The following is a 24,381-nucleotide window of genomic DNA, read 5'->3' as shown; positions in this document are numbered from 1 at the left end:
GCATCCACGGTTATGGGCAGATTCTTTTAAAAGCGGGGTAAGCATGCTGAAACGTTCTGTTACCGATATTGATCAGGATCAATACCGTCCGAGTCAGCCCTGGCCGGCACAGTGGCTGTACGACCTGCCCTGCGGGCCCGTGCAGGGGCATTTGATTTTGGCTCACGGCGCCGGCGCACCCATGGACAGCCCATTTATGCAGACCATGGCCGAGCTATTGACCGCGCGGGGCCTGGGGTTGCTGCGGTTTGAGTTTCCCTATATGGCACAGCGCCGGCTTAATGGCGGCAAGCGCCCGCCAAATCCGCAAGCGCAATTGCTCGATTGTTGGCGTGGGGTTTACCGGCAGGTGCGACAGCAAGTCACGGGGCCATTGGCCATCGGCGGTAAGTCGATGGGCGGGCGAATGGCCAGTATGGTGGCCGATGAGCTGGGCGCCGATGCGCTGGTTTGTCTGGGCTATCCATTTTATGCCGTCGGCAAGCCCGAAAAGCCGAGGGTGGCGCACCTGGCCGAGTTAAAGACTCGTAGTTTGATTGTGCAGGGTGAGCGCGATGCGCTGGGCAATAGGCCCACGGTGGCGGGCTATCGGTTATCGAGCGCCATCGAGCTGCTCTGGCTAACGGCCGCCGATCATGATCTGAAACCCTTAAAAATCTCGGGCTTCAGTCATTCTCAGCATCTAGAAACGGCGGCCGATGCGATTGCCACCTTTGTGCTCAAGCCTTAGTGATTGAAACGTTCAATCAGCGCGCACTGCTGATTGGCGGTGGCCGTCGGCTCGGTGCTCAGCTGTTCGGTGTGCTACGCAGCCCCGTTGCGGTGCAGATGTCACTCAGCGCCCCGATAGGCTTGTGCGCGCTCTATTGCATGGCATGCACGGCTTCTTTGGTGGTTTTTTGTAGCTTGGCGATCAGCTGATGAGTCTGCCCGGTGGACTCGCCCGTGCGCTACGCCAAGGCGCGAACTTCGTCCGCCACCGCTGCAAAGCCACGGCCCATCTCGCCGGCGCGGGCCGCCTCAGCGGTGCGTTTGTAATAATATTTTTGGCGCCAATAATCCGGCTTAATTTGTAGGCGATTACAAAATAATTAATGCACTGATGATTGTTTGATTGAGATCTCGGTCCGGTTTATTCGTGAGACTTTGATGTAAGCATTGATTTCTGCTGTGGCGATTTTAAGGCGCCATGTTTTTGGCTGTTATTTTTTGTGCGCCAAGTTCACTTTTATGTCAATGGTATTGGTTGATTTAAGCGGTTGGCTGTTCTTAAATGCGCCACCCGAAAGATCGGCTTGATAATTTTCAAAACTTCTACTTCACGAAGTTTTCGCTGTGTCTGGCAGAGCGCTAGGTTCATCGTCGTGTAATAAATTGCTGGCCACTGGCCATGTGATTAACGAACTTCGTGGTGATCCGTAATTTTGCTTGTGCGTTCTGTCGGTGCAGAAAAAACATTATCGCTCGCTATTGGTGCTTGTACGTCAGTTCCACTTCATTGGTTCGGGTGTTGGATTTTGACCGTGCGGCTTAGTTGTCAGTGGTAAAGGCTTGTGTAATTTTTCCTTAATGATTTTGCTGTCTAGTAGCCTGGCATTGGTTTTGCACCTTTTGCAGTGTGGCGCATTAGTAATGAATTTTTAGTTTGCTAGTCGTTGGGCTACTAGTTGCTTGGTTTGTTGAATGTGTTGGCTGGTTTGGTAATAAACGTGCGCTGTCATTGGGTGGCGCATGCTTGGTAACTGCAAGGAGCTTGGTTATATGCGAATCAGTATTTTTGGTCTGGGCTATGTGGGTGCTGTCTGTGCAGGTTGTCTGTCTGCGCGTGGGCACGAAATCGTCGGTGTCGATATCTCGGCAGTCAAAATCGACATGATCAACAGCGGCAAGGCGCCAATCGTTGAGCCAGGGCTTGAGGCGTTGCTGTTGCAAGGCGTACGCACTGGTAAATTGCGCGGCACTCTGGATGTGCGTGAAGCGATCTTGGCAACGGATATTTCGTTCCTTGCGCCACCGACGCCAAGCAAGCGCAATGGCGATCTGGATGTTTCCTACATCATCGAAGTTTGCGAGCAAATCGGTAAGATTTTGCCGCTCAAAAACACCCGCCATACCATCGTGGTGCGCAGTACCGTGCTGCCAGGTACGCTTAATAATGTGGTGATCCCAACCCTGGAGAAAGCCTCGGGGCTCAAGGCTGGGGTTGATTTCGGCGTGGCCGTAAACCCTGAGTTCTTGCGCGAAAGTACCGCCATCAAAGACTACGATTTCCCGGCGATGACGGTGATCGGTGAGTTGGACAAAACCTCGGGTGACCTGCTCGAAGAGATCTACAGCGAACTGGATGCGCCGATTATCCGCAAGAGCATCGAAGTCGCGGAAATGATCAAGTACACCTGCAACGTTTGGCACGCCGCCAAGGTTACCTTCGCCAATGAGATCGGCAATATCTCCATGGCGGTTGGGGTTGACGGTCGCGAAGTGATGGATGTGATTTGCAAGGATCACAAGCTCAACTTGTCCAGCTACTACATGCGCCCGGGTTTTGCTTTTGGTGGCTCTTGCCTGCCGAAAGATGTTCGTGCCTTGAGCTATCGCGCCGGTCAACTGGATGTTGAAACGCCGCTGATCAGTTCTTTGATGCGCAGCAATTCCAGCCAGGTACAGAAGGCTTTCGATATTATCGCGGCTTTTGGTCTGCGCAAAGTTGCCTTGCTCGGCTTGAGTTTTAAGGCCGGTACCGATGATCTGCGTGAAAGTCCGCTGGTTGAACTTGCCGAGCTATTAATCGGTAAGGGCTATGAGCTGCGTATTTACGACCGTAATGTCGAATATGCGCGGGTGCATGGCGCCAACCGCGAATACATTGAATCGAAAATCCCACATATTTCTTCGCTGCTGCGTGATGACCTGCAACAGGTTGTCGATGATGCCGAAATTATCGTGCTGGGTAATGGCGATGAGCTCTTCGTTGATATCGTCAAGCATTTGCCGGCGGATAAGAAGATGCTTGATCTGATTGGTTTTATGCCCGGTGTTAGTACCGAAAGTCAGATTGGTATCGGCTGGTAGTAATAATCTGATTAATAGATGCAAGGGCGTAACAAAAATAACTATAACGCCCCCGTTGCAGTTATGAATATTCGGCCGGGGCAGTAAACATGGACAGTTTTAAAAGCCGCTTGCACACAGGTGCGGGGTGGTTGTTTTATCTCGCGCTGTTAATGGGCATGGCGTTGCTGTTGCCGCGTAGCCTGTTTGATGCAGAGTCCAAAGATTTCTTATTAATACTGGGTGTCGTGGGCATCTGGCGTTACTCCATGGGCGCGATTCACTTCGTTAGAGGAATGATTTTCCTTTATCTGGTGTTCCCCTATTACCGACGTAAAGTGCGCAAACTCGGCGCGGCGGCTGATCCGTCGGAAGTTTTTTTGATGGTCACCAGCTTTCGTATTGATGCGCTGACCACTGCCGAGGTCTATCGCTCGGTGATTCAGGAAGCCATTGACTGTGGCTACAAAACCACCGTGGTTTGCTCGATCGTCGAGTTGTCCGATGAGTTGCTGGTCAAGAACCTCTGGTTCCGCATGAGCCCACCTGCGCATGTGAAGCTCGATTTCGTGCGTATTCCCGGCACCGGTAAGCGCGATGGCCTGGCCTATGGTTTTCGGGCGATTTCGCGGCACCTGCCGGATGACCGAGCGGTGGTTGCGGTGGTCGATGGCGATACCGTTCTGGCGGCGGGTGTGGTGCGCAAAACCGTGCCGTTTTTCCAGTTGTTCGACAACCTTGGCGGGTTGACCACTAACGAATTTTGCGAGGTTCGCGGTGGCTACATGATGGCCGAGTGGCACAAGTTACGGTTCGCCCAGCGGCACATCAATATGTGTTCGATGGCGCTGTCCAAGCGGGTGCTGACCCTGACGGGGCGGATGTCGGTCTTTAAAGCGCAAGTCATTACCGACCCTGGTTTTATCGCCGACGTCGAGAGTGATCACCTCGATCACTGGCGGCTGGGGCGTTTTCAGTTTCTTACTGGCGATGACAAATCCAGCTGGTTCAGCTTGATGCGTCTGGGCTACGACACTTTTTATGTGCCCGATGCGGCAATCAATACGGTTGAGCATCCGCCCGAGAAAAGCTTTATCAAGTCCAGTCGCAAGCTGATGTTTCGTTGGTACGGCAACAATCTGCGGCAGAACTCTAGGGCCGTTGGCTTGGGGCCGAGCCGTCTCGGGCTATTTACCAGTGTGGTGTTGCTGGATCAGCGGGTGGCCATGTGGACCAGTTTGCTCGGGCCTACGGTTGCGATCATCGCCTGTATCAAATACGGCTTTGCCTATTTGTTGATCTATCTGTTTTGGATTGGCTTTACCCGCTTGGTATTGACCCTGCTGTTGCTGGGTTCCGGGCATGAGATTGGTCCGGCCTACCCGGTGTTGCTGTATTACAACCAGATTCTCGGGGCGATGGTGAAGGTCTACGTGTTCTTTCGCCTCGATCAGCAATCCTGGACCCGACAGAAAACCAAGCTCAATCGCAACCTCGCAACCTTCCAGCAGTGGTTTAACACCTGGTCGTCGAGGTCCATGACTTTTACCGCGGTGAGTGTCTTCGTGGCTGCCTTAATGCGCGTGGTTTGATCGCTAATGGCTGGCCGTTCAGGCCGCTTGAAACCCCATTAAGTCTTTATTTTACAAGGAAAGAATATGAGCGCAGTAATGAGCCAGGGCACTAACAGCAACGTCGTCCATGAGTCGGAAGCCCAGCGCCAGTTTGCCCGTTTAAAACTGCCGGCGAAGATCCGTTACAGCACCGCGAACGGCCAGGAACTTGAGGCTCAGGTGCTTGATCTTTCTGCGGGTGGCTTCAGTTTCGAGCCGGTCAGTGTGCATGTCCGCGAGGGTCAGCATTTTCGCGGCAAGCTGATGTTTGAGATCGATGGCATTGGCTTTGCCATGGATATTGAGTTTCAGGTTCGTTCGATCATTGCCGGCGAGCGTGCCGGTTGCGAATTTCACAACCTGCGCCCGCGTGAAATGGCGGCGTTGCGTTATCTGATCAGCTCTTTTCTCGGCGGTGAGCTGGTCAATGTCGGCGATCTGATCAACACCCTGCAGCGCGAGAACTTCACCAAGGCGCGCAATAACAAGGGCGGGGACGGCAACAGTTTCCTCGGTCGCATGCGTGCGGTAGGTTTTAGTTTGGCGATCTTTTTGGTCGGGCTCAGTGCGTTCGGCTACGTGCTCTATCAACTGTATGACATTTATTTTGTCACCCATGCCGATTCTGCCCAGGTCAGCGTGCCTAGTCAGCAGGTGGCGATGCCGCGCGAAGGCACGGTGCAGAGCCTGGTGGCGGTAGGCACTCAGGTTGCCAAGGGCGCGCCCATCGCCACCTTCAGCTCAAGCATGCTGGATGTGCTCAAGGGTGCATTGCCAGAGGCAGAAATGTCTCCAGAGAACCTCGAGCGGCTGTTTAGCAAGCGTTTTCAAGGCACCCTGACCAGCCCTTGCGATTGCCGTGTGGTGGCGCAGTTGGTGGGTGATGGTCAGTTGGCGCTCAAGGGCGTGCCGGTATTTATGCTGACGCCGGTCGACAGCGTCGCCACGGTTGAGGCGCGTTTTCATTACCGCGCCTTCGATAAGTTGCAACCGGGCAGCCCGGTCACCTTCCAGGTGGGTGGCGAGCAGACGCGGCGCGATGGCGTGATCAGCAGCATGGTGTTGCAAGAAGGCGGTTTGGCGTCCGATATCCGCGTGCTGATTCAACCGCAGCAACCGCTCAGCACCGAGCTGGCCAAGCGTCCGGTGGATGTGCGGATCCGCCCGCTGGGTGGCCTGTGGTCGGGTGCCAGCGTGACGGTCGCTAAATGAATAAGTCTTTCTCCCTTGCGGGTGGGCTGCTGGGCGCTATCGGCCTGAGTCTGCTGTCCGGGTGCACGGCGCTGCCGGATCTGCAATTGGCCCGGCAAGCCAAAGCCCAGGGTGATCTGGCCACAGCTGAAGAAAACTTTCGCCCGCTGGCCGAGCAGGGCTATGTGGATGCGCAGATGGGCATGGCCGATCTGTTGGTGCGCAGCCCCTTGCCCGCGCAACAGGCGCAAGCTGAAGGTTATTACCGCCAGGCGCTGGGCCGTTCGCCGGCGGCCGCTGTCGGGTTGGGCAAATGGCTGGCGAGCAAGCCGGCGCCGAGCGCTGTCGAACGCAAGGAAGCCGAGCAGCTGTTGCGCCAAGGCTTGGCCGCCGGTAATCGGACCACCTTGATCCCCTTGACCGCGTTGTTAGTGCGCGACCCGCAGCGGATTGCCAGCGGTGAAATCGCTCAGCAGCTAGGGCAATGGCAGGCGGCCGGAATGGGCGAGGCCCAGTATGGCAAGGTCATGCTGTACCGGGCGCGGGGCGACTACAACCAACACTTGGTTGAGGTCGAACAGACGTGTGAGCAATGGCTGGCGACAATCAGCGAGTGCTACGCCGAGCTGGCTGCCTTGTACCAGGGGCGGGGTGATGCAGCCAAACAACAACAGTTGCTTGAGCGCTTGCTGGGGTCTTATCAGGCCGGTGTGTTGCCAGCCGCCAGCGTGTTGCCAGTGGCCAAATTGCTTGGTAATAACGCAAATGGTCAGGCCGATCCGTCAGCCGCCAAGCGTTTACTGACGGCGATCACCGGCTCCTACCCGGACGCCTGGTTCAGCCTCGCCGCGTTACTGAAAACCTATCCAGAGCAAGGCGGCACCGATGAGATGCTCGGTGCTTTGCAGCAAGGTATCGCCGCCGGCTCTGCGCGTTCAGCCTTGATGCTCGGTCAGCTGTATTTGGTTGATCAGTACGTGCCGGTCAATTTTCAGACGGCGGAGAAGTATCTGCTGCAAGCCCTGCCAGCGGAGCCGAAGGCGCACCTGTTGCTCGGCAAACTGTATAGCGAAGGTCAGCTGGGCGAGATTGATCCAGACAAGGCGCTGGTGCATTTCTTGGCTGCCGCCCGGGCGGGTGACCCGAACGCCGATCTGGCTCTGGCGCAACTGTTCGGTGATGGCCAGGGTATCAAGATCAACCCAATCTACGCCTATTCCTTTGCCAAGCTGGCCCTGCATCAGGGGCTGCCCCAGGGCCAGGTGCTGATGGAACGCATCGCCCCACGGCTGCAGCCGCACGACTATCCCAAGGTGGAGAGCTTGTTCAGCCAAGAGCTGCAGGCCCGCAGTGGGCCGCAGCTCACCGTGCATCATCAAGCGGATCAAATGCAGGGAATGCTATGAGCTCAAGTAAATCAGCGGTTGCTCTGCTCATCGGCACGGCAGTATTACTGGGTAGCCCATGGCTGCTGGCCGCAGAGTTGCAGCCGGGTTGGGCCTACGGTGCCAATCTGCGCTTAACCGGCCAAGCAACCGCCGATCAGGATCTGGGCACTCAATCGGGTGGCGACTTCAAGGGTGCCGGTCTGAGTTTGCGACCATGGATCTCCCAGCGGCAAGGCGATTGGAGCACTTTTGTGCAGGGCGAAGCCTTTGCCGCCACCGATGTCCTTGAGACGGGAAGCAATGAGGCAGACAACACCGTCACCTCGACTGATCCGCGGCAGAAAGATGCCAATTTTCTCGCGCTGCAGGAGTTCTGGGTTGATTACGGCGGCTTGAGCGCCTATCCCGGCGAGTCTTTGCGGGCGGGCCGGCAAAAAGTGCGCAGTGTCGATGGCTTGTGGTGGGACACCAGCATCGAAGCCTTGCGCTGGAATTTCGACACCACCTTACTGAATGCCCATGTTGGCATTGCCGAGCGCTTTAGCGATTACCGCAGTGATCTGGACGAGTTGGCCCCCGAGGATAAGGATCGCCTGCACTTGCTGGCGGACATCTCGACGCAATGGCAGCCAGGCCACTGGGCCGGGCTGAAACTGCACCACAGCGATGATTCGGGCAGCTTGCCGGCGGTGGGCAGCAGCGTGGATCAATTGAGCAAGACCATGACTGGTAATTTGACCTGGCTGGGTGCCGAGCTCAATGGCGATTTTTATAACTATCGCAGCGCCTTACCCGTCAGTTACTGGGGCAGTGCCACTTGGCTGGCTGGCGCCACCGATAACCTGCGCGCCAGCACAAGCTCAGGCACCCGCATTGCTACTGGCGAGCAGCGCCAGGATGTTCATGCCTGGGCGGTCGATCTGGGTTTGCGCTGGAACATCGATGACCACTGGCGGCTTGGCTCCAGCTACAGCCGCACCAGCGGCGGCAGCGATTCAGCGCAGTTTGTGCAGACCGGTTTGCAGAGTAACCGCTCCAACTTTACCGGTACTAACTCGGGCATCAATCGCTTTGGTGAAGCCTATAAAGGCGAGCTCAACAACCTGCAGGCCGCCAGTGTGTTTGCCGGATTGGTGCTGGGTAATGACTACGATGCCAGCCTGGTTTATGACCGTTTCTGGCGGGTGGATGCCCAGCAGAGCAGTGCCAGTGGTCTGCAAGTGTCATTGGTGGATGGCGAGAAAGACCTCGGCCAAGAGTTGGATCTGGTGCTGACGCGCTATTTCAACCAAGGCCAACTGCCCGCGCAACTCGGCTGGCTAAATACGTCTTCGGCGCTGCTGCGCCTGCGCGCCGGCCTGTTCTTGCCTGGCAATGCGTTCGCCAGTGACACCGACTCGCGCATGCACCGCGCCTCTATTGATTTTGCTTGGCGCTACTGAGCGGGCCAGCCGTGGAGATTGTTAGGATGACTTTATACATAGCGCGCCGCAGCACTGCTCGGCTACTGGGCACTGGGTTGTTATGGCTCACGACGACCATGGCCGGCGCGACCTCGGCTGTGGTGGCGCCGACCAATCCACCGCTCTATGCAGTTAACAGCATTGCGGTTGATTCACTGTTGCTGGCCGCGCCGCAACTGCCCGACCTTAAGCCGTACAGCGCCGAGGCGGTGTACGCCAAGATCAAGCCTAAACCGGCGGGCACTGTAGTGGTCCGCGGGATGCTCAAGGAAAACGCCCTGGCCGAGTTCACCGGCGGGGATGAGCGACTGCGCGAGTGGGTCAAGCGGCAAGGGGAAACGCCGCAGGCGATTTTCATCGATGGCGGTTACGTCACTCCTGCCGATCTGGCGCGCAGCTTGCCGGAAAAATACTTCCGTGAGACCGCCCCTGGCGTCTATCTGGCACGCTTGCCGATAGTGGTCAGCCAGCGGGCGACTCTGCATATTGGCAAGCAAACCAAGGACTTTCGCCTGTCCAGTGAGCGCGGAGCTTTTCTGATCAATGACGGCAAGTTGTTTATCACCGATAGCCGTTTGACCGCCTGGCGCGAGACAGGCAACCAGCAAGACTGGTTTAAAACCAAAGGCGAGTTTCGTCCGTTTTTGAATGCCTGGGGAGGCACTGAGACCTATATCGTTAATAGCCATATAGCGAGCCTTGGTTATAGCGGGACAAAGTCCTATGGCGTGTCGATATCCCAGTACAGTCCCGGTATTGCACCGACCATGGGCCGTGGCCACCCAACGGGCTGGCTAATTGACTCGGTATTCGATGATATGTGGTACGGCTTCTATTGCTATGAAGCTGATGATGTCGTGTTGAAGGGCAATACCTATAAAAATAATATTGTCTATGGCATTGACCCGCATGACCGTTCGCGGCGCTTGATCATTGCTGGGAATACGGTGTACGGCACGCAAAAAAAACACGGAATTATTATTTCGCGAGATGTTAATGATAGTTGGATCTTCAATAATCGCTCCTTCGATAATAATTTGTCTGGGTTGGTGCTGGATCGCTTAAGTATCAATAATGTGGTGGCCGACAATGAGTTGTACCGGAATAAATCCGATGGCATCACTTTGTATGAAAGCGGCAATAACCTGTTGTGGGCGAATAAGTCCTTTGAGAATGCGCGGCATGGTATTCGGGTGCGTAACAGCATGAACGTCCGGCTCTACGAGAATTTAGCGGTGGCCAATGGCTTGCTGGGTATTTATGGGCATACCAAAGATTTGAATAATGTCGGGCGTAATTTAAAACAAGATCCGTACTCTGCTGATATGTCGCTGACCGTGGTCGGTGGTCGGCTGATTGCTAATCGCACCGGTGATATTTCGGTGGTGGCGCCGCGTAGCGTGAAACTCTATCGGCTCGAAATATTGCTGCCCAATCAACCCAGTGGTATTGGCATGTTTGGCGCTTTATCCAGTCATAAGAATCAAATCATTGACCTGCTGGTGCGTCAGAAGAAGGCGGTGGAAATTCTGCCGGTTGATCAGCTAGCCCAGTCAGGGCAATAAGGAATAGATGATGAAAGGGAGTTTAGGAAAAGTTCGCGCCCATTACTGGTTGTGCTTCGCTGCGCTACTCGAGTTTGCCAGCGGGCAACTGGCGTTTGCGGCAGAGGCGCCGCACTATGAAATTGAGCCCTGCTGTGAGCTTTGCCCAGAGACGCAACTGGAGAGTACTTACGCGGGCGGTTTGGGCGAATTCAATAAGCTGATAGCCGGCCAAGACGGTTGGTTGTTTCGCAGTAAAACCGAACTGCTGACGCAGATGCGCAGCAGCCCTGAGGGTTATGCGCAACTGCGGCAGTTACGCGATGCACTGCAGGCGAAAGGCGTTGAGCTGATGGTGGTCTATGTCCCGACACGAGGCATGGTGAACGCGCAAATGCTCACGCCAGCGGTGCGCCAAAGCTTTGATGTTGAACTGGCCAAACGTAATTACCTCGAGGTGGTCGAAAACCTGCGCAAACAGGGGATTCGGGTGCCCGACCTGACGCCGTTGTTGGCGCAACCGGCCAGCGCGGAGAAGCCCTTGTTCTTCAAGCGGGATCACCATTGGACAGCCTATGGCGCCGAGTTTACGGCGCGGTTGGTGGCCGAAGAGTTGCGCAAGTTCGAGGTGTTTAAGACGATTCCGCGCAAGGAGTTTGTCACCCAGAGCAAGGGTATGGGCATGAAGTTGGGCACCCTCAATGGGGCATTAAACAAGATCTGTGGTTACCGTTACGCCAGCCAGTATTTACCGCGGTTCAGCACCGAGCCCAAAGAGGAAAGTACCGATTTATTTGGTGAGGTTGAAGCGCCAGCCGTGGTCTTGGGCGGCACTAGTTTTGGTTCGCCACAGTATAACTTTGACGGTTTCATTGAGCAGTATGCCAATGTCGATGTGGACAACCGCTCGGTCAGTGGCGGTGGTATGCCGGGGGCGATAGTGCAATACCTGAGCAGTCAGGACTTTAAAACCCATCCGCCGAAAATATTAATCTGGGAAGTGCAAAGTTATTACGACCTGGCCATGCCGGTATTGTATCGCCAGCTGCTGCCGATCCTGGCTAACGGTTGCGATAATACAGCGGTGACGCTCAGCCAGAAGGTTGCGCTGCATCCCGGCACTAATCAAATACTGGTCAATGCTGAAGTTAAAGAGATCCTTAATGATCACTACATTGCCGATATTCAGTTCAGCAATCCCGAGATCAAAGAGCTGCAAAGCACGTTTTGGTACATGAACGGTTCGAAAGAGAACTTGCGTATTACCCGTTCCCGAGAAGTTGAAGCGGACGGTCGTTTCGTCTTTCGTTTGAATGATGGGATTACCGCAAAGGGGCGCACGCTGTTATCGCTGGAAGTTGAAATGCCGCAACAGCTGCCGGCCGGGCTAGAGGTGGTCACAAGAATTTGCCCACGGACCGATAAAATCAACAGTGAGCTGCAAGCAGCGGCGCACTGATGTATGTGTATTTGCGCCAGGTGAACCTGGTGTAAGGCCCTGAGGGATCAGGAGTCGTTTGGCCATTAACTGGGGATTGCGGTATGGTTTTTTCATCAAATGTGTTTCTGTTTTTATTCTTGCCGATATTTCTCGGCTTGTATTACCTGAGTGGTAATCGTTATCGCAACCTATTGTTGTTGGTGGCCAGCTACCTGTTCTATGCCTGGTGGCGGATCGATTTTCTGGCGCTGTTTGTGGTAGTTACCTTATTTAACTACTGGATCGGCTTGCGAGTCGGTGCCGCCGGGGTCAGGAGTACAAGGGCGCAACGCTGGCTAATACTCGGTGTGGTGGTGGATCTCGGCGTGTTGGGCTATTTCAAATACGCCAACTTTGGTGTGGATAGCTTTAATGCGCTGATCAGCGGTTTCGGCTTTGAACCCTTTATCGTCACGCATATTTTGCTGCCGATCGGTATTTCGTTTTATATCTTCGAGTCGATCAGCTACATCATCGACGTGTACCGTGGCGACACGCCCGCGACCCATAACCTGATCGATTTCGCGGCCTTTGTGGCGATCTTTCCGCACCTGATCGCCGGCCCGGTGCTGCGTTTCCGGGACCTTGCCGAGCAGTTCAACCATCGCACCCATACGGTGGACAAGTTCGCCGAAGGCTGCACGCGCTTTATGCAGGGTTTTATCAAGAAGGTATTTATCGCCGACTCCTTGGCGCCGATCGCCGACCATTGTTTTGCCTTGGCTAACCCGACCACCGGCGATGCCTGGCTGGGGGCCCTGGCTTACACCGCCCAGTTGTATTTCGATTTCTCCGGTTACAGCGACATGGCCATAGGTTTGGGGCTGATGATGGGCTTTCGTTTTATGGAGAACTTCAAGCAGCCCTACATCAGCCAGTCGATCACCGAATTCTGGCGACGCTGGCACATCAGCCTGTCCACCTGGTTGCGTGATTATCTGTACATCAGCCTGGGCGGTAATCGCGGCAGCACTTTCCAGACCTATCGCAATCTGTTTCTGACTATGTTGCTCGGCGGCCTCTGGCATGGGGCCAACATCACCTATGTGATTTGGGGCGCTTGGCACGGTATCTGGCTGGCGATTGAGCGCGCTCTGAATGTGGATGCCGCGCCGCGCCGTCTGCATCCATTGCGCTGGGCCTTGACCTTTTTATTGGTGGTGCTCGGTTGGGTGATTTTCCGAGCGGAAAACCTCGATGTGGCTTGGCGCCTGTACGTTGCCATGTTCAGTTTTGCCGACTGGCATTTGTCGGAACTCAACAGCGCCCAGCTGACCAGTCTACAGATCGCCACGTTGCTGCTGGCTTACCTGGTGATGGCGTGGTTTGGCTTGCGCCAGCTCTACAACCAACCGCCAACACAGCAAGCACCCAAGGCGTCGGCCGAGTTGCCACAAGTGGCGGTTAGCGGGGCTGTCACGGCCGTCAGCAGCAGTGCGGGCTACCGCCTGTTGGCCATTCGCGTGATGTTGCTGCTGTTGTTCTGTGCGTCGATCTTGAAACTCTCGGCGCAGAGTTTTTCACCCTTCCTTTACTTTCAATTTTGAGGGGCGTGGGCATGAAGCGGATTTCCGATTTTATCTACAGCCTGATGTTTATGGGACTGGTAGTGGTGGTGGCGGTGTGTTCGTTGCCGGATGTCAGGAGCTTTTCGACTGCGACGCAAACGCCGGTATTGAATGGCAAGCTGGCCCAGGCTTTTGAGAAGCACTACGACAAAAATTTCCCGTTCAAGGAGTTCGGTACCAACCTCTGGGCCGCCATTGATTACAGTCTGTTTGGTGAGGGTCGCCCGGGGGTAGTGGTGGGGCGCAACAACTGGCTGTTCACCGATGAGGAGTTCAAACCGGCCAGCAAGCCTGAGCAGTTTCAGGATAACTGGGCCTTGGTCAGTGCGGTGCAAGCGGAATTCAAGCGCCGCGGCGTGACCTTGGTACTGGCGCTACTGCCGGCCAAGGCCCGCTTGTACCCCGAACACCTGGGGCAAAACCTGCCAGTCGTCGAGCAACTGCGGCTCTATCCAGAGGCGCTGGCCAGGATGCAACAGGCCAAGATTGCCGGGCCAGAACTGCTCAGCGCGCTGCAACAGGCCAAGGCCGAGCAACAAGTATTTATGCGCACCGATACCCACTGGAGTCCCTTTGGCGCCCAGGTGGTAGCCGACAGTTTGGCGGCCTACCTGCGCCAGACCGGGCACTGGCAGCACGGCGGCGCGAACTTTGTCACCGCCACCGGCAGCAGTCAGACCCATAAGGGCGACTTGCTCAGCTTTTTGCCGCTGGAGCCGTACTTCACCCAGCTGCAACCTCCCGCCGAGCCTGTGCAATTGCGCAGCACTGCGGCCGATGAAGCATCGCAAGGCGATCTGTTCGCCAGCCAAGAGACCCCCATTGCCCTGGTCGGCACCAGTTACAGCGCCAATCCCAAGTGGAATTTCGCCGGGGCACTGAAGCAGGCCTTGGGCACTGACTTGATTAGCTACGCCGAAGACGGCCATGGCCCATTGGTGCCCATGCTGCGCTTTCTGCAGCGCCCGGCGGATGAAGTGGCCGGACTGCGCTTGCTGATCTGGGAGGTGCCAGAGCGCTACCTGAATATGCCCAGTGACTTGTCCGAATTCGACCCGGCCTGGCTCGCCCAGCTCAAAGCCGGGGAAGGGCTGAGCGAGCGTCTGGCCCTCACTGCAGTCAACCCTGTTAACGCGCCATAAAGCGCCCGAAAATTAAGGAGAGCACCATGTTAATCAGTCAGTTTGCTAAACGCGTCAGCGCCCTGTGCGGGTTGTTATTGAGCCTGGTCAGCGCCGCTGCGCTCGCCGATGAGGCGGCGCTCTACGGCCCAACGGCGCCGAAAGGCTCAGCCTTTGTGCGCAGTTACAACGCCGGCAGCGAAAACCTTGATCTGAGCCTGGGCAGCCTGAGTTTTAAAGACATTGCCGCCAAGGGCAGCAGCGATTTCAAGTTCCTGCCAGCCGGCAGCTACAGCGCCAGCGGCGGCGGGCAGAGCCTGCCGGTCAAGCTGGATGCGGACCAGTATTACACCCTGGTGCGCTTGCCGGCGGGAGCCTTGAGCCTGGTCGCTGAGCCGGCATTCAAGAACAAACAAAAATCCCTGTTGCGTCTACAAAATCTGTCTGACACGGCGCTGACCCTGAAAACCGCCGATGGCAAAACCGAGGTGATCAAGCCGGTTGCCGCCCAGGCCCGTGATGAGCGGGAAATCAATCCGGTCAAGGTGCGTTTGGCGCTGTTTGCCGGCGAGCAGAAAGTCAGCGATCTGGAGCCGCTGGCGCTGGAGCGCGGTGAGGTGGTCTGCCTGTACGTCACAGGTTCGGCCGGCAAGTTCTCGCCCGTCTGGGTCAAGCGCCCGCTAGCGGCTGACTGAGGCGCGTGATGAAGGCTACTGGGATTGTTTGCTGCGCCGCTTGGCTCCTGAGCCTCTTGGGGGCGGGCAGTGTGGCGTTCGCGCAGGGCGCCTCCGGGTTGGTCGCGCCGGCGGGTTTCTACCTGGCCGCGCCACCCGCCAAAGGCAAGGCTCAGGATTGCCCGGATGCGCCTGCGCCCTATACCGGCGCGCTGATGTTCCCGAGCAAATATGCCGGCTCCGATGCGGCTCGCGACAAGCTCAGCACGGACGCTTATGGCCAGTACCTGGAGCTGACGGCGCAAGTGCGCACGCTGGAAAGTGGCCTTAGCAAGCTGGTAAGCCGGTACCTGAAAAAGGGCAATCCTGCCTATGCCGAGTGTGCGCTGGCCTGGTTGTCGACCTGGGCTGAGGCCGATGCGCTGTTAAGCCAGGAGTACACCCATACCGGTAAATCGGCGCGTAAGTGGGCGTTAGCGACCGTCTCGTCAGCCTATTTGCGCTTGAAGTTTTCCCGCTCGCAGCCCCTCGCCGGGCATGGCGAACAGGTGCGCAAGATTGAGCAATGGCTGGGTAAGTTGGCCGATCAGGTGGTGCTCGATTGGGATGGGCAACCGCTGAATAAACGCAACAATCACCAGTATTGGGCGGCGTGGGCGGTGATGAGCAGCGCCGTAGCGCTCAATCGTCAGGATCTGTTCGATTGGTCGGTTGCCCAGTACCGGCATGGCATGCAGGAAGTGGATACCGAGGGATATCTGCCGCTGGAGTTGGCGCGCCAGACCCGCGCCCTGGCTTATCACAATTACAGCCTGGGGCCCTTGCTGATGATCGCTGCGTTCGCCCAGGCCAATGGCCTGGATTTGCGCGATGACAATCACGGCGCCCTGCAACGTTTGGCTGAGCGCGTGGAGCGCGGCATCGAAGATCCACAAAGCTTTAAAAATAAGACCGGCTATGGGCAAACACTTGAGGATTTGCACAGCAATAGTCGTTTTTCCTGGTTGGAGCCTTACTGCGCGCTGTACCGCTGTTCGGTCAAAACCACTGCTTGGCGCCGTTCCCTGGAGCCCTTGAGCACGTACCGGCTGGGGGGTGATTTAACCCAGTTATTTAGCAATCAACAGCCTTGAATCTGACCCAGGGCGCGGCTCAGGACTGAGTTCCTGGCGAGTTCGAGGGTCAATTTGAAATGGAACTTTAATGGAGATTTCTCTGATGATTCCGGTAATTCTTTCTGGTGGTACTGGTTCGCGCCTCTGGCCCTTGTCCCGCAAGCAATCGCCCAAGCAATTTATTGCTTTGACCGGCGATCAATCGCTATTCCAGCAGACGCTGCAACGCCTGAGTTTCGACGGCATGGAAAAGCCGTTGGTGGTGAGCAACCAAGAGCATCGTTTCATCGTCAACGAGCAACTTGAGGCCATCGGCATCACGGCCCAGGGTCTGCTGCTCGAGCCTTTCGGTCGTAACACCGCGCCGGCGGTAGCCATGGCGGCGTTGCGCCTGCTCGATCAAGGCCGGGATGAACTGATGCTGGTGTTGCCCGCCGATCATGTGATTAGCAACGAGGTGGCCTTGCGCAGCGCCCTGCAGATTGCCCGAGTGGCCGCTGAACAGGGTGAAATGGTGTTGTTCGGGATTCCGGCGGATCGCCCGGAAACCGGCTTCGGTTACATTAAAGCCGCTCGCGCTGACGATGTTGAAGGCGATTTGGTGGAGGGCGCTTACCGGGTCAAGCAGTTCATCGAAAAGCCGGATCAGCAACGCGCCAGCGAGTTTGTCCGCAGCGGCGGCTACTACTGGAACAGCGGTATGTTCCTGTTTCGCGCCAGCCGTTTTCTGGATGAGTTGCGCGCCCATGAGCCGGATATTTACGACACCTGTGTGCTGACACTCAAGCGCAGCAAGCTGGACGGTCACGTCCTGAGTATCGATGCCGACACTTTCGAGTGCTGCCCGGATAACTCAATCGACTACGCCGTGATGGAAAAAACCGCGCACGCTTGCGTGGTGCCCTTGGCTGCCGGCTGGAACGATGTGGGCAGCTGGACCTCATTGTGGGATGTGAGCGAAAAGAACAGTGATGGCAATGCCCTGGTCGGCGATGTGATCACCCAAACCAGCCACAACAACTTCGTGCACGCGACCTCCAAGCTGGTGACCCTGATCGGGGTTAATGACCTGGTGGTGGTTGAGACGAAAGACGCGGTGATGGTCGTGCACAAGGATGCGGTGCAAGACGTGAAGAAGATGGTCAACCACCTGGATGCCGTCGGCCGCCAGGAGACGCAAAACCACTGCGAGGTCTACCGTCCCTGGGGCAACTACGACTCGGTAGACAGCGGTACTCGTCATCAGGTCAAGCGCATCACGGTAAAACCCGGCGCGCAACTGTCGCTGCAAATGCACCATCACCGTGCCGAGCACTGGATTGTGGTGTCTGGTACCGCGCAAGTAACCTGCGACGACAAGGTGTTCCTGCTCACCGAAAATCAGTCGACCTACATCCCGATCGCCTCTGTGCATCGCCTGGCCAACCCCGGCAAGATCCCGCTGGAGATCATCGAGGTGCAGTCGGGTGGCTACCTGGGGGAGGACGACATCGAACGTTTTGACGATATCTATGGCCGCACCCCAAGAGCCGTCACCAGCTAGCTGTTTATGGGCGATTGCCGGTTTGCCTCTGTCTTAACAGGCCATGCCTCCATCCGCAAAGGGTGGAGGTTATGGCGGGCTTACTGGTGCAAGCGCTCGATGTTCAATCTTCAGTTTGCTGAAAATTGCCGCCCCGGCCTCAGAGACGTAGCCCGTATTGTCTTGGGTGTAGGCACCTGCTTTGAAATACAGCGGTTTAATCGCCCAGGCCGAGTCAAGCCTGGTGAAGATTTTTACCCCGTTGAAGGCAATGCTCATCGCCCCCGTTGGTGATAGGTGCACGACATAGGTGAAGCTCTGGTTGATCGGCACATTGGTCAACAGCGTTTGACTTACCGATAGCTCGTCGGTGGGCTTATTGCGAATTTTCGCGGTTAACTTCGCCAGCCCGCTGCTTTGCATTTCAAATTGCAGCTTTAGCAGTGGCCAAGTGCTTTTGTAGCTATGAATCTGGCCAATGACCACCTTGCCCGTGGACGGTACTTGCGTGACCTTCAGGGTCGCACTCAGGTAGTTGTCCGCTTGTGGGTATGTCCAATTACGCAGGTCACCATTGGCGTGGGTTTCGCGTAGCTCACTGCGAGGGTATATGGCGTTGCTGGTTGTGGTGCCATCAACGGGCGCCCAGAAAAAAATCTGCCCGCTGTCCGACTTGAAGTAGTCGTCTTGATAGCCCCCAGCCAGAAGGGGCGTATCAATAGTGACGGCTGGAACGCCAGTGGCAATGGTTAGATTCCAGGTGGTGAGATCGATCATGGCCATAACTCCGGGCGGTGAGTTGCAGGTCGTGACAGCGGTTAATGCTTGCTGCGCGCCTGCAAGTCACGGAATAAGTCGAATTTCGCGTTGTTTTAATGGGTAAGACGTCCGGCGCGGCGGTTGTGAGTGCGCGTGCGGGGCTCGCAAGCGTATTTATAGGGCATGGCGGCGGGGCAGCAATAGCCGGTCGTCTGTTATTTGACGCTGTAAAATTGACGAATTGACCGTGACCATTGCTTTGCCAGCCTAAGGAGTTGTTTCGCTGGTGCGTCCTTGATGGGCTTACTCCGTTATCATGGCGGCCCTGAGGAGATCGCCATGAATACGTTGTTGTTGCACTGCCGCCCCGGTTTTGAGGGGGAGGTGTGCGCTGAAATTGCCGAACACGCAGCGTCTTTGCAGGTGGCCGGTTATGCCAAGGGCAAGGCCAGCAGCGCCTGTGCCGAATTCGTTTGCACTGAGGAGGGCGGCGCGCAGGCGTTGATGCGTGGTGTGCGGTTTAGCCAGCTGATTTTCCCCAGGCAGTGGGCGCGGGGCGACTATGTGCAATTGCCGGAGACCGACCGCATCAGCGTCTTGCTCGAGCACCTGGCCGCTTATCCGGTCTGCGGCAGTCTCTGGCTGGAAGTGCTGGATACCAACGATGGCAAGGAGCTGTCGAATTTCTGCAAGAAGTTCGAAGCGCCGTTGCTTAAGGCTTTACGCAAAGCCGGGCGTCTGGTCGATGACCCGAGCAAGCCGCGTCTGCTGCTGACCTTTAAGAGTGGCCGCGAGGTGTTTCTCGGCCTGGCGGAACCCGATAATTCGGCTTTCTGGCCGATGGGTATTCCACGGTTGAAATTCCCCCGCAGTGCGCCCAGTCGCTCGACCTTGAAGTTGGAAGAGGCCTGGCATCAGTTCATTCCCCGCGATCAGTGGGATGAACGTTTGGCCCCGGCCATGACCGCCGTCGATCTGGGCGCCGCCCCCGGTGGCTGGACCTGGCAACTGGTGAACCGGCATATGCTGGTGACCGCCATCGATAACGGCCCGATGGCGGAAAGCCTGATGGAATCTGGCTTGGTTGAGCATCTGCAGGCCGACGGTTTTACCTTCAAACCGCGCAAGCCGGTGGATTGGATGGTCTGCGACATCGTCGAGAAACCGGCGCGCAACGCCGCCCTGCTGGAAACCTGGTTGGGCGAGGGTTTGTGCCGCGAGGCGGTGGTCAATCTGAAGTTGCCGATGAAGCAGCGCTACGCCGAAGTGAAACGCTTGTTGGCGCGCATCGAAGAGGGTTTTGTCGCCCGTGGCATCCGGGTCTCGATCGCCTGCAAGCAGCTCTATCACGACCGTGAAGAGGTCACCTGTCACCTGCGCCGGCTGGATAAGCGCGGGAATTAACAGCGACGCCTTTGACTCGCTATTCGCCAGTGCCCGAGTTTGCCTTGGGCGCTGCTGGTGGGTGACCGCAGCGGCGCTTTGGGCGACAATAAGCGCCTGTTTTTGGAGCCTGTTATGCCCTTGCACGCCGATGCGATTCTCGATGCCAGCGGTCTCAATTGTCCTGAGCCGGTGATGATGCTGCACAACAAAGTCCGTGATCTGGCCGCCGGTGGCGTGCTGAAAGTGATAGCCACCGATCCTTCGACGCGCCGCGATATTCCCAAGTTCTGCATGTTTCTCGGTCACGAGTTACTTGAACAGCAGGTAGAGGCTGGCAGCTACCTGTACTGGATCAAGAAGAAACTCGACTGATTAGTTAAGTTGGGAGTTGGGAGTGGAAAGTTGGGAGTGGAAAGTTGGGAGTGGTGCGCGTCGGGTGGAGGCGTCTAAGGCAGCCTAAGCTTCCTGGCGAATCCGCCGTTTGGCGCTGCGCATCAGCCGGTAGCCGAGCATCAGCGCCGCACAGGTGAGACCCACTATTAGCCCTTGCCACAAGCCGCGCGGCCCTGAGGCCGGGCCCCAGAAGTCGCTTAACCCCAAGCTGTAACCCACCGGCAGCCCGATGCCCCAATAAGCGAACAGGGTCAGTAGCATGGTCACGCGGGTGTCTTGATAGCCGCGCAGCGCGCCGGCGGCAGTCACCTGAATGGCATCGGAAAACTGAAACAAGGCGGAGAAGATGATCAGGCTACTGGCCACCGCAATCACCGCCAGGTCGTTGGTGTACATCCGGGCAATGTACTCGCGGCTAAGCAGCATGGAACTGGCCGAGATGCAGGCATAGGCCAGCGCCACCAGCATCCCGACACCGGCCGCATAGCGCGCTTGACGTGGGTCGCCACGGCCGAGCGCCTGACCAACCCGGACCGTTACGGCCATGCCGAGGGCGTAGGGGATCATGAACACCATCGAGCTGAAGTTCAGCGCAATTTGATGGCCGGCCACCACTGTGGCGCCCATGGCGCCGATGAGCAGGGCGATCACCGAGAAGATGCTAGCCTCGGCGAAAATCGACACGCCAATCGGCACGCCGACCGATAGCAAGCGCTTGAGAATCGCCCAGTTTGGCCACTCGAAGCGTTTGAATAATTGGCTGGCTTGGTAGTAGGGCGCCCAGCTAACCCACCAGAGCATGCCCAGCAGCATGCCCCACATGACGATACCGGTGGCCCAGCCGCAGCCGACGCCGCCCATGGCCGGCACGCCGAACTTGCCGTAAATGAAGATGTAGTTGAGTGGAATGTTCAGCAACAGACCAAAAATCCCCAGCATCATGCTCGGTCGCGTGTGGCCCAGGCCGTCGCTGTAACAGCGCAGCACGTGGTAGAGCGCCACCGCCGGGAAGCCGCACGCCACCGCGCGCAGATAACCCATTGACGGCTCGATCAGTTGTGGCTCGACATCCATGATGTGCAACACAACCTGCGCGTGCCATAGCAGCATGCCGGCGCCACAGCCCACCAGCAATGCCAGCCATAAGGCTTGCCGCACCAGTGGGCCAATTTCGTTATGCAAACCACCGCCAAAGCGCTGGGCGACCTTGGGCGTGGTGGCCAGCAAAATACCGCTCATCAGCAAATACACTGGCACCCATAACGAGTTGCCCAGGGCCACAGCGGCCAAGTCGCGGGGGCTGACGCGGCCGGCCATCACGGTATCGACAAAGCCCATCGCCGTGTTCGCCAGCTGGGCGATCATGATCGGGGCGGCAAGGGTCAGTAGGCTGCGTAGTTCGGTGCGCAGGCGAGCGGCGCGAGTGGGGGCGAGCATCAGTCAATCCGGGCTGTTCAGCAAACCGAGCAGTCTACGCGTCGGGGCCGCACCGGGGAATCAAAAAACTGACCGCTTGGGTTACTAATGCGACGCGCTAAGGTGCAGCCAGGCAGGACGAACAAGGCCGCTCTGCCATAGAATGCTCGCCTGCTTAGCCGAGGCCATTATGCGTATTGTCGCCGACGAAAATATCCCGCTGCTCGATGAGTTTTTTGCCCAGGATGCCAGCATCACCCGCTTGCCGGGCCGCGCCATTAGCGCCGCCGATGTACAGGGCGCTGACGTGCTGCTGGTGCGTTCGGTGACTAAGGTTGATCTGCCCTTGCTGGCCGGCAGTGCGGTGCGCTTTGTCGGCACTTGCACCATCGGCACCGATCATCTCGATCTCGATTACTTCGCCCAGGCCGGCATCCACTGGGCCAGTGCGCCGGGCTGCAATGCTCGCGGCGTGGTCGACTACATCCTCGGCAGCTTACTGGCCTTGGCCGAGCGTGAGGGTGCCGATTTAAGCCAGCGTACCTATGGCGTGGTTGGCGCGGGCGAAGTCGGCGGGCGCTTGGTCAAGGTCATGCGTGAGCTGGGTTGGCGCGTGCTGGTCTGTGATCCGCCGCGCGCGGACCGAGAAGGCGGCGACTATCACAGTCTCGATGCGCTGCTTAGCCAGTGCGATGTGCTGAGCCTGCATACCCCACTGAGCAACGACGGCCCCCTGGCCACCCGGCATCTGTTGGCCGCCGAGCAATTGCAGCGCTTGCGCCCAGGCGCCTGGCTGATCAATGCCAGCCGCGGCGCGGTGCTGGACAACGCCGCGCTCTACCAAGTGCTGTTGCAGCGCCCGGATCTGCAGGTGGTGCTGGATGTTTGGGAAGGTGAGCCGTTGGTTGACGTGCCGTTGGCCGGTCTGTGCCAGATCGCGACCCCGCATATCGCCGGTTACAGCCTGGACGGCAAATTACGTGGCACGGCGCAGATCTATCAAGCCTACTGCGCCTGGCGCAAGCAAGCCGTGACTATTGAACTGGCGGATTTACTGCCCAAGCCTTGGCTGAGTACGCTGGAGCTGGATGGGCAGTGCAGCCCCGCTTGGGCGCTGGCCACCCTGTGTCGAGCGGTGTACGACCCGCGCCGGGATGACGCCGATTTTCGCCGCAGCCTGGTTGGCGCGCCTGCCGAGCGCCGCGCGGCCTTCGATGCCTTGCGCAAACATTATCCCCATAGACGCGAAACCGATGGCTTGCAGGTGCGCGCAACGCAACCGACGCTTGTGTTGCGCCAGGTGGTGCAAGCGCTGGGGGCGACGCTGATCGGCAGGCAATAAAAGGCTTTGTGCCCGTTATGTGTTGAAGCGTGCGGGTCGGTTAGGCGATGCCAGGTGCGCGGTAATTCGTAGATACTCTGTTGGAGGTCAAGCTTTCACTTGGTGAATGCTGCTGAACAGTTTGCTGGAATCAAAGCGCTCGCCCTGCTGGATGCAGGCCCAAACGCCGGTCAGATACTTGCGCATCACTGCGCACAAGGCTTGGATTTTCTTCTTGCCACGGCGTTGCAGGGCTTCGTAGAACGCCTTTACGTTGGGGTCGTGTCGCACGGCCGATAGCGCGGGCATATACAGCGCTGCGCGCAGATACGCATTGCCGGCCTTGCTCAGGCGCGCCGGCTTGTTCACGCTGGTACCTGACTGACACAGGCGCACGTCCAGCCCGGCGTAGCGGCTCACCTGCGGTGATTTAAGTTGCTTGGGCAAGATGCACAGCTCGGCCATCAAGGCGATTGCACTGGCCGCACCGATGCCTTTGGCCGCTTGGATGTTCTGAAATTGCGCCTGAAATTCCGGCTGCTCCTTGATCAGTTGCTTGGCTGCTGCGCTCAGCCGCTCGATGCGCTGATTCAAGCGCTCGATGCCGTCCTGCTCATCCTCGATCAGCAATGGCAAGGTGCAGCGCTTGGCGCTCAGGGCATGCAGACGGTTCTTCGCCTGGGTGCGCGAGGCGGTCAACCGATTGATCTGCCGACCTACATCACGCAAGCCAAGTAAACGTTCGTCGGGGGCGATCCAGCGAGTGGGCTGCATGCGTTCGGCGTACTCGGCCAGCAGGGCTGCATCCAAAGCGTCAGTTTTGCTCTGGGTCAGCTTGAGCTTGGCGAAGTGGTGGAAACTCTTGCCGTTGATCACCGCTACCGGAACACCGGCCTTGCTCAGAGCCATGGCCAAGTCTAGGTAATAAATGCCGGTGGCCTCCAATACCACCAGCGCCGGCTTGAGGCCGCGGATCTGTTTGACGGCCTTACGGTGGCCCTCTGGGGTTTGCTTGATCTCTTCCTGGCCAAGGGTGCGGCCGCCTTGGCGCCAAGCCATTGCGACCGTTTTGGCGCCGATATCCAGCCCAACGTACATGCTCATGCGGTTCACCTGCTTGGTAAATTAAGCAACAATGGTTACCGGTTCCCCGACCTCGCACTTTTTGCTGCCACAACCTTGTGATGCGAAGTCCATCTCTTTGAGCTGGCTTCCGGATACTCCACGTGGTCAGCAATGAGGCGGGGGGCCTCTCTACAAACGAGATCGCAATGCGTCTCTAGGGTGGGACGGCCTCCCCGGAACCTTACTGATTATCGTCAACAGCGTGTTTGAGCCTACTGTTTAACGATGACCTCAACATACAAGGGTGGGCT

Annotated in this window: 19 protein-coding genes and 1 pseudogene; 16 read left to right on the top strand and 4 right to left on the bottom strand. The window is 57.4% G+C overall.

All coding sequences use genetic code 11. The features are described from left to right. Positions 1-43 precede the first annotated feature (43 nt). Complete coding sequence (locus tag Q8R10_RS01170) at positions 44-730, top strand: alpha/beta family hydrolase (protein ID WP_305650249.1); 687 nt, start codon at positions 44-46, stop codon at positions 728-730. Between the two features lie 223 nt (positions 731-953). Here the strand turns inward: Q8R10_RS01170 and Q8R10_RS01165 are convergent. After that, positions 954-1,022 (bottom strand): annotated as a pseudogene (locus Q8R10_RS01165) (methyl-accepting chemotaxis protein); the annotation flags it as partial. Between the two features lie 739 nt (positions 1,023-1,761). On the opposite strand from Q8R10_RS01165, the gene Q8R10_RS01160 reads away from it, so the two are divergent. The 12 genes from Q8R10_RS01160 to Q8R10_RS01105 all read left to right on the top strand — a co-directional run bounded on the left by Q8R10_RS01160 (position 1,762) and on the right by Q8R10_RS01105 (position 17,751). Then, positions 1,762-3,072 (top strand): nucleotide sugar dehydrogenase, encoded by a 1,311-nt coding sequence (locus Q8R10_RS01160; protein WP_305650247.1) that lies wholly within the window; start codon positions 1,762-1,764, stop codon positions 3,070-3,072. Between the two features lie 89 nt (positions 3,073-3,161). Beyond that, the gene (locus Q8R10_RS01155; protein ID WP_305650245.1) at positions 3,162-4,643 is read left to right on the top strand and encodes a glycosyltransferase family 2 protein; all 1,482 of its coding nucleotides are present in this window, start codon (positions 3,162-3,164) and stop codon (positions 4,641-4,643) included. A 78-nt stretch (positions 4,644-4,721) separates the two neighbouring features. Continuing rightward, positions 4,722-5,876, top strand: coding sequence for a PilZ domain-containing protein (locus tag Q8R10_RS01150; RefSeq protein ID WP_305650453.1), 1,155 nt, complete (start codon positions 4,722-4,724; stop codon positions 5,874-5,876). Then, the gene (locus Q8R10_RS01145) at positions 5,873-7,261 is read left to right on the top strand and encodes an alginate biosynthesis protein AlgK (RefSeq protein WP_305650244.1); all 1,389 of its coding nucleotides are present in this window, start codon (positions 5,873-5,875) and stop codon (positions 7,259-7,261) included. Before Q8R10_RS01150 ends, Q8R10_RS01145 begins: the two co-directional genes overlap by 4 nt. Continuing rightward, a complete protein-coding gene (locus Q8R10_RS01140; RefSeq protein WP_305650243.1) occupies positions 7,258-8,685 on the top strand; it encodes an alginate export family protein in 1,428 nt (475 codons plus the stop codon). The genes Q8R10_RS01145 and Q8R10_RS01140 overlap by 4 nt, the downstream gene beginning before the upstream one ends. Positions 8,686-8,711: 26 nt before the next feature. Then, positions 8,712-10,271: a mannuronan 5-epimerase AlgG gene (gene algG, locus Q8R10_RS01135; RefSeq protein WP_371133277.1), complete on the top strand. Its 1,560-nt coding sequence runs from the start codon at positions 8,712-8,714 to the stop codon at positions 10,269-10,271. 10 nt (positions 10,272-10,281) lie between these two features. Continuing rightward, positions 10,282-11,709 (top strand): alginate biosynthesis protein AlgX, encoded by a 1,428-nt coding sequence (locus Q8R10_RS01130; protein ID WP_305650242.1) that lies wholly within the window; start codon positions 10,282-10,284, stop codon positions 11,707-11,709. Between the two features lie 83 nt (positions 11,710-11,792). After that, complete coding sequence (locus tag Q8R10_RS01125) at positions 11,793-13,277, top strand: MBOAT family protein (protein ID WP_305650241.1); 1,485 nt, start codon at positions 11,793-11,795, stop codon at positions 13,275-13,277. 11 nt (positions 13,278-13,288) lie between these two features. After that, positions 13,289-14,440, top strand: coding sequence for an alginate O-acetyltransferase (locus Q8R10_RS01120; protein ID WP_305650239.1), 1,152 nt, complete (start codon positions 13,289-13,291; stop codon positions 14,438-14,440). Positions 14,441-14,466: 26 nt separating this feature from the next. After that, positions 14,467-15,114: an alginate O-acetyltransferase AlgF gene (locus Q8R10_RS01115; protein ID WP_305650237.1), complete on the top strand. Its 648-nt coding sequence runs from the start codon at positions 14,467-14,469 to the stop codon at positions 15,112-15,114. 8 nt (positions 15,115-15,122) lie between these two features. Then, positions 15,123-16,226: a mannuronate-specific alginate lyase gene (locus Q8R10_RS01110; RefSeq protein WP_305650235.1), complete on the top strand. Its 1,104-nt coding sequence runs from the start codon at positions 15,123-15,125 to the stop codon at positions 16,224-16,226. Between the two features lie 85 nt (positions 16,227-16,311). Then, the gene (locus Q8R10_RS01105; protein WP_305650450.1) at positions 16,312-17,751 is read left to right on the top strand and encodes a mannose-1-phosphate guanylyltransferase/mannose-6-phosphate isomerase; all 1,440 of its coding nucleotides are present in this window, start codon (positions 16,312-16,314) and stop codon (positions 17,749-17,751) included. Between the two features lie 69 nt (positions 17,752-17,820). Here Q8R10_RS01105 and Q8R10_RS01100 read toward each other — a convergent pair whose 3' ends face one another. Then, positions 17,821-18,507 (bottom strand): polysaccharide lyase family 7 protein, encoded by a 687-nt coding sequence (locus Q8R10_RS01100; RefSeq protein ID WP_305650233.1) that lies wholly within the window; start codon positions 18,505-18,507, stop codon positions 17,821-17,823. Positions 18,508-18,828: 321 nt separating this feature from the next. Here Q8R10_RS01100 and rlmM point away from each other — a divergent pair, with 321 nt between their 5' ends. Next, positions 18,829-19,893: a 23S rRNA (cytidine(2498)-2'-O)-methyltransferase RlmM gene (gene rlmM, locus Q8R10_RS01095; protein WP_305650231.1), complete on the top strand. Its 1,065-nt coding sequence runs from the start codon at positions 18,829-18,831 to the stop codon at positions 19,891-19,893. 114 nt (positions 19,894-20,007) lie between these two features. After that, positions 20,008-20,247, top strand: coding sequence for a sulfurtransferase TusA (tusA, locus tag Q8R10_RS01090; RefSeq protein ID WP_305650229.1), 240 nt, complete (start codon positions 20,008-20,010; stop codon positions 20,245-20,247). An 84-nt stretch (positions 20,248-20,331) separates the two neighbouring features. Here tusA and Q8R10_RS01085 read toward each other — a convergent pair whose 3' ends face one another. Then, entirely contained in the window at positions 20,332-21,705 is a 1,374-nt protein-coding gene (locus Q8R10_RS01085; protein WP_305650227.1) for an MATE family efflux transporter, read from the bottom strand. A gap of 169 nt (positions 21,706-21,874) precedes the next feature. Between Q8R10_RS01085 and pdxB the strand changes: the two genes are divergently transcribed. Then, the gene (gene pdxB, locus Q8R10_RS01080) at positions 21,875-23,026 is read left to right on the top strand and encodes a 4-phosphoerythronate dehydrogenase PdxB (RefSeq protein WP_305650226.1); all 1,152 of its coding nucleotides are present in this window, start codon (positions 21,875-21,877) and stop codon (positions 23,024-23,026) included. Between the two features lie 87 nt (positions 23,027-23,113). On the opposite strand, the gene Q8R10_RS01075 is transcribed toward pdxB, so the two are convergent. Further along, entirely contained in the window at positions 23,114-24,109 is a 996-nt protein-coding gene (locus Q8R10_RS01075) for an IS110 family transposase (protein ID WP_305650224.1), read from the bottom strand. Between the last annotated feature and the right edge of the window lie 272 nt (positions 24,110-24,381).

This window comes from Pseudomonas sp. (genome assembly GCF_030698175.1).
In the GTDB taxonomy this organism is placed as follows: domain Bacteria; phylum Pseudomonadota; class Gammaproteobacteria; order Pseudomonadales; family Pseudomonadaceae; genus Aquipseudomonas.
The sequence above is the reverse complement of the archived record's forward strand: the minus strand, read 5'-3'. Positions and strand labels throughout refer to the sequence as shown.

Coding starts and splice junctions, on each gene's coding strand:
- Q8R10_RS01075 (WP_305650224.1), bottom strand. CDS start 24,109: ATGAGCATGTACGTTGGGCTGGATATCGGCGCCAAAACGGTCGCAATG.
- Q8R10_RS01145 (WP_305650244.1), top strand. CDS start 5,873: ATGAATAAGTCTTTCTCCCTTGCGGGTGGGCTGCTGGGCGCTATCGGC.
- Q8R10_RS01140 (WP_305650243.1), top strand. CDS start 7,258: ATGAGCTCAAGTAAATCAGCGGTTGCTCTGCTCATCGGCACGGCAGTA.
- rlmM (WP_305650231.1), top strand. CDS start 18,829: ATGAATACGTTGTTGTTGCACTGCCGCCCCGGTTTTGAGGGGGAGGTG.
- Q8R10_RS01120 (WP_305650239.1), top strand. CDS start 13,289: ATGAAGCGGATTTCCGATTTTATCTACAGCCTGATGTTTATGGGACTG.
- Q8R10_RS01155 (WP_305650245.1), top strand. CDS start 3,162: ATGGACAGTTTTAAAAGCCGCTTGCACACAGGTGCGGGGTGGTTGTTT.
- Q8R10_RS01125 (WP_305650241.1), top strand. CDS start 11,793: ATGGTTTTTTCATCAAATGTGTTTCTGTTTTTATTCTTGCCGATATTT.
- pdxB (WP_305650226.1), top strand. CDS start 21,875: ATGCGTATTGTCGCCGACGAAAATATCCCGCTGCTCGATGAGTTTTTT.
- Q8R10_RS01110 (WP_305650235.1), top strand. CDS start 15,123: ATGAAGGCTACTGGGATTGTTTGCTGCGCCGCTTGGCTCCTGAGCCTC.
- algG (WP_371133277.1), top strand. CDS start 8,712: ATGACTTTATACATAGCGCGCCGCAGCACTGCTCGGCTACTGGGCACT.
- Q8R10_RS01130 (WP_305650242.1), top strand. CDS start 10,282: ATGAAAGGGAGTTTAGGAAAAGTTCGCGCCCATTACTGGTTGTGCTTC.
- Q8R10_RS01160 (WP_305650247.1), top strand. CDS start 1,762: ATGCGAATCAGTATTTTTGGTCTGGGCTATGTGGGTGCTGTCTGTGCA.
- Q8R10_RS01105 (WP_305650450.1), top strand. CDS start 16,312: ATGATTCCGGTAATTCTTTCTGGTGGTACTGGTTCGCGCCTCTGGCCC.
- Q8R10_RS01100 (WP_305650233.1), bottom strand. CDS start 18,507: ATGATCGATCTCACCACCTGGAATCTAACCATTGCCACTGGCGTTCCA.
- Q8R10_RS01170 (WP_305650249.1), top strand. CDS start 44: ATGCTGAAACGTTCTGTTACCGATATTGATCAGGATCAATACCGTCCG.
- tusA (WP_305650229.1), top strand. CDS start 20,008: ATGCCCTTGCACGCCGATGCGATTCTCGATGCCAGCGGTCTCAATTGT.
- Q8R10_RS01150 (WP_305650453.1), top strand. CDS start 4,722: ATGAGCCAGGGCACTAACAGCAACGTCGTCCATGAGTCGGAAGCCCAG.
- Q8R10_RS01115 (WP_305650237.1), top strand. CDS start 14,467: ATGTTAATCAGTCAGTTTGCTAAACGCGTCAGCGCCCTGTGCGGGTTG.
- Q8R10_RS01085 (WP_305650227.1), bottom strand. CDS start 21,705: ATGCTCGCCCCCACTCGCGCCGCTCGCCTGCGCACCGAACTACGCAGC.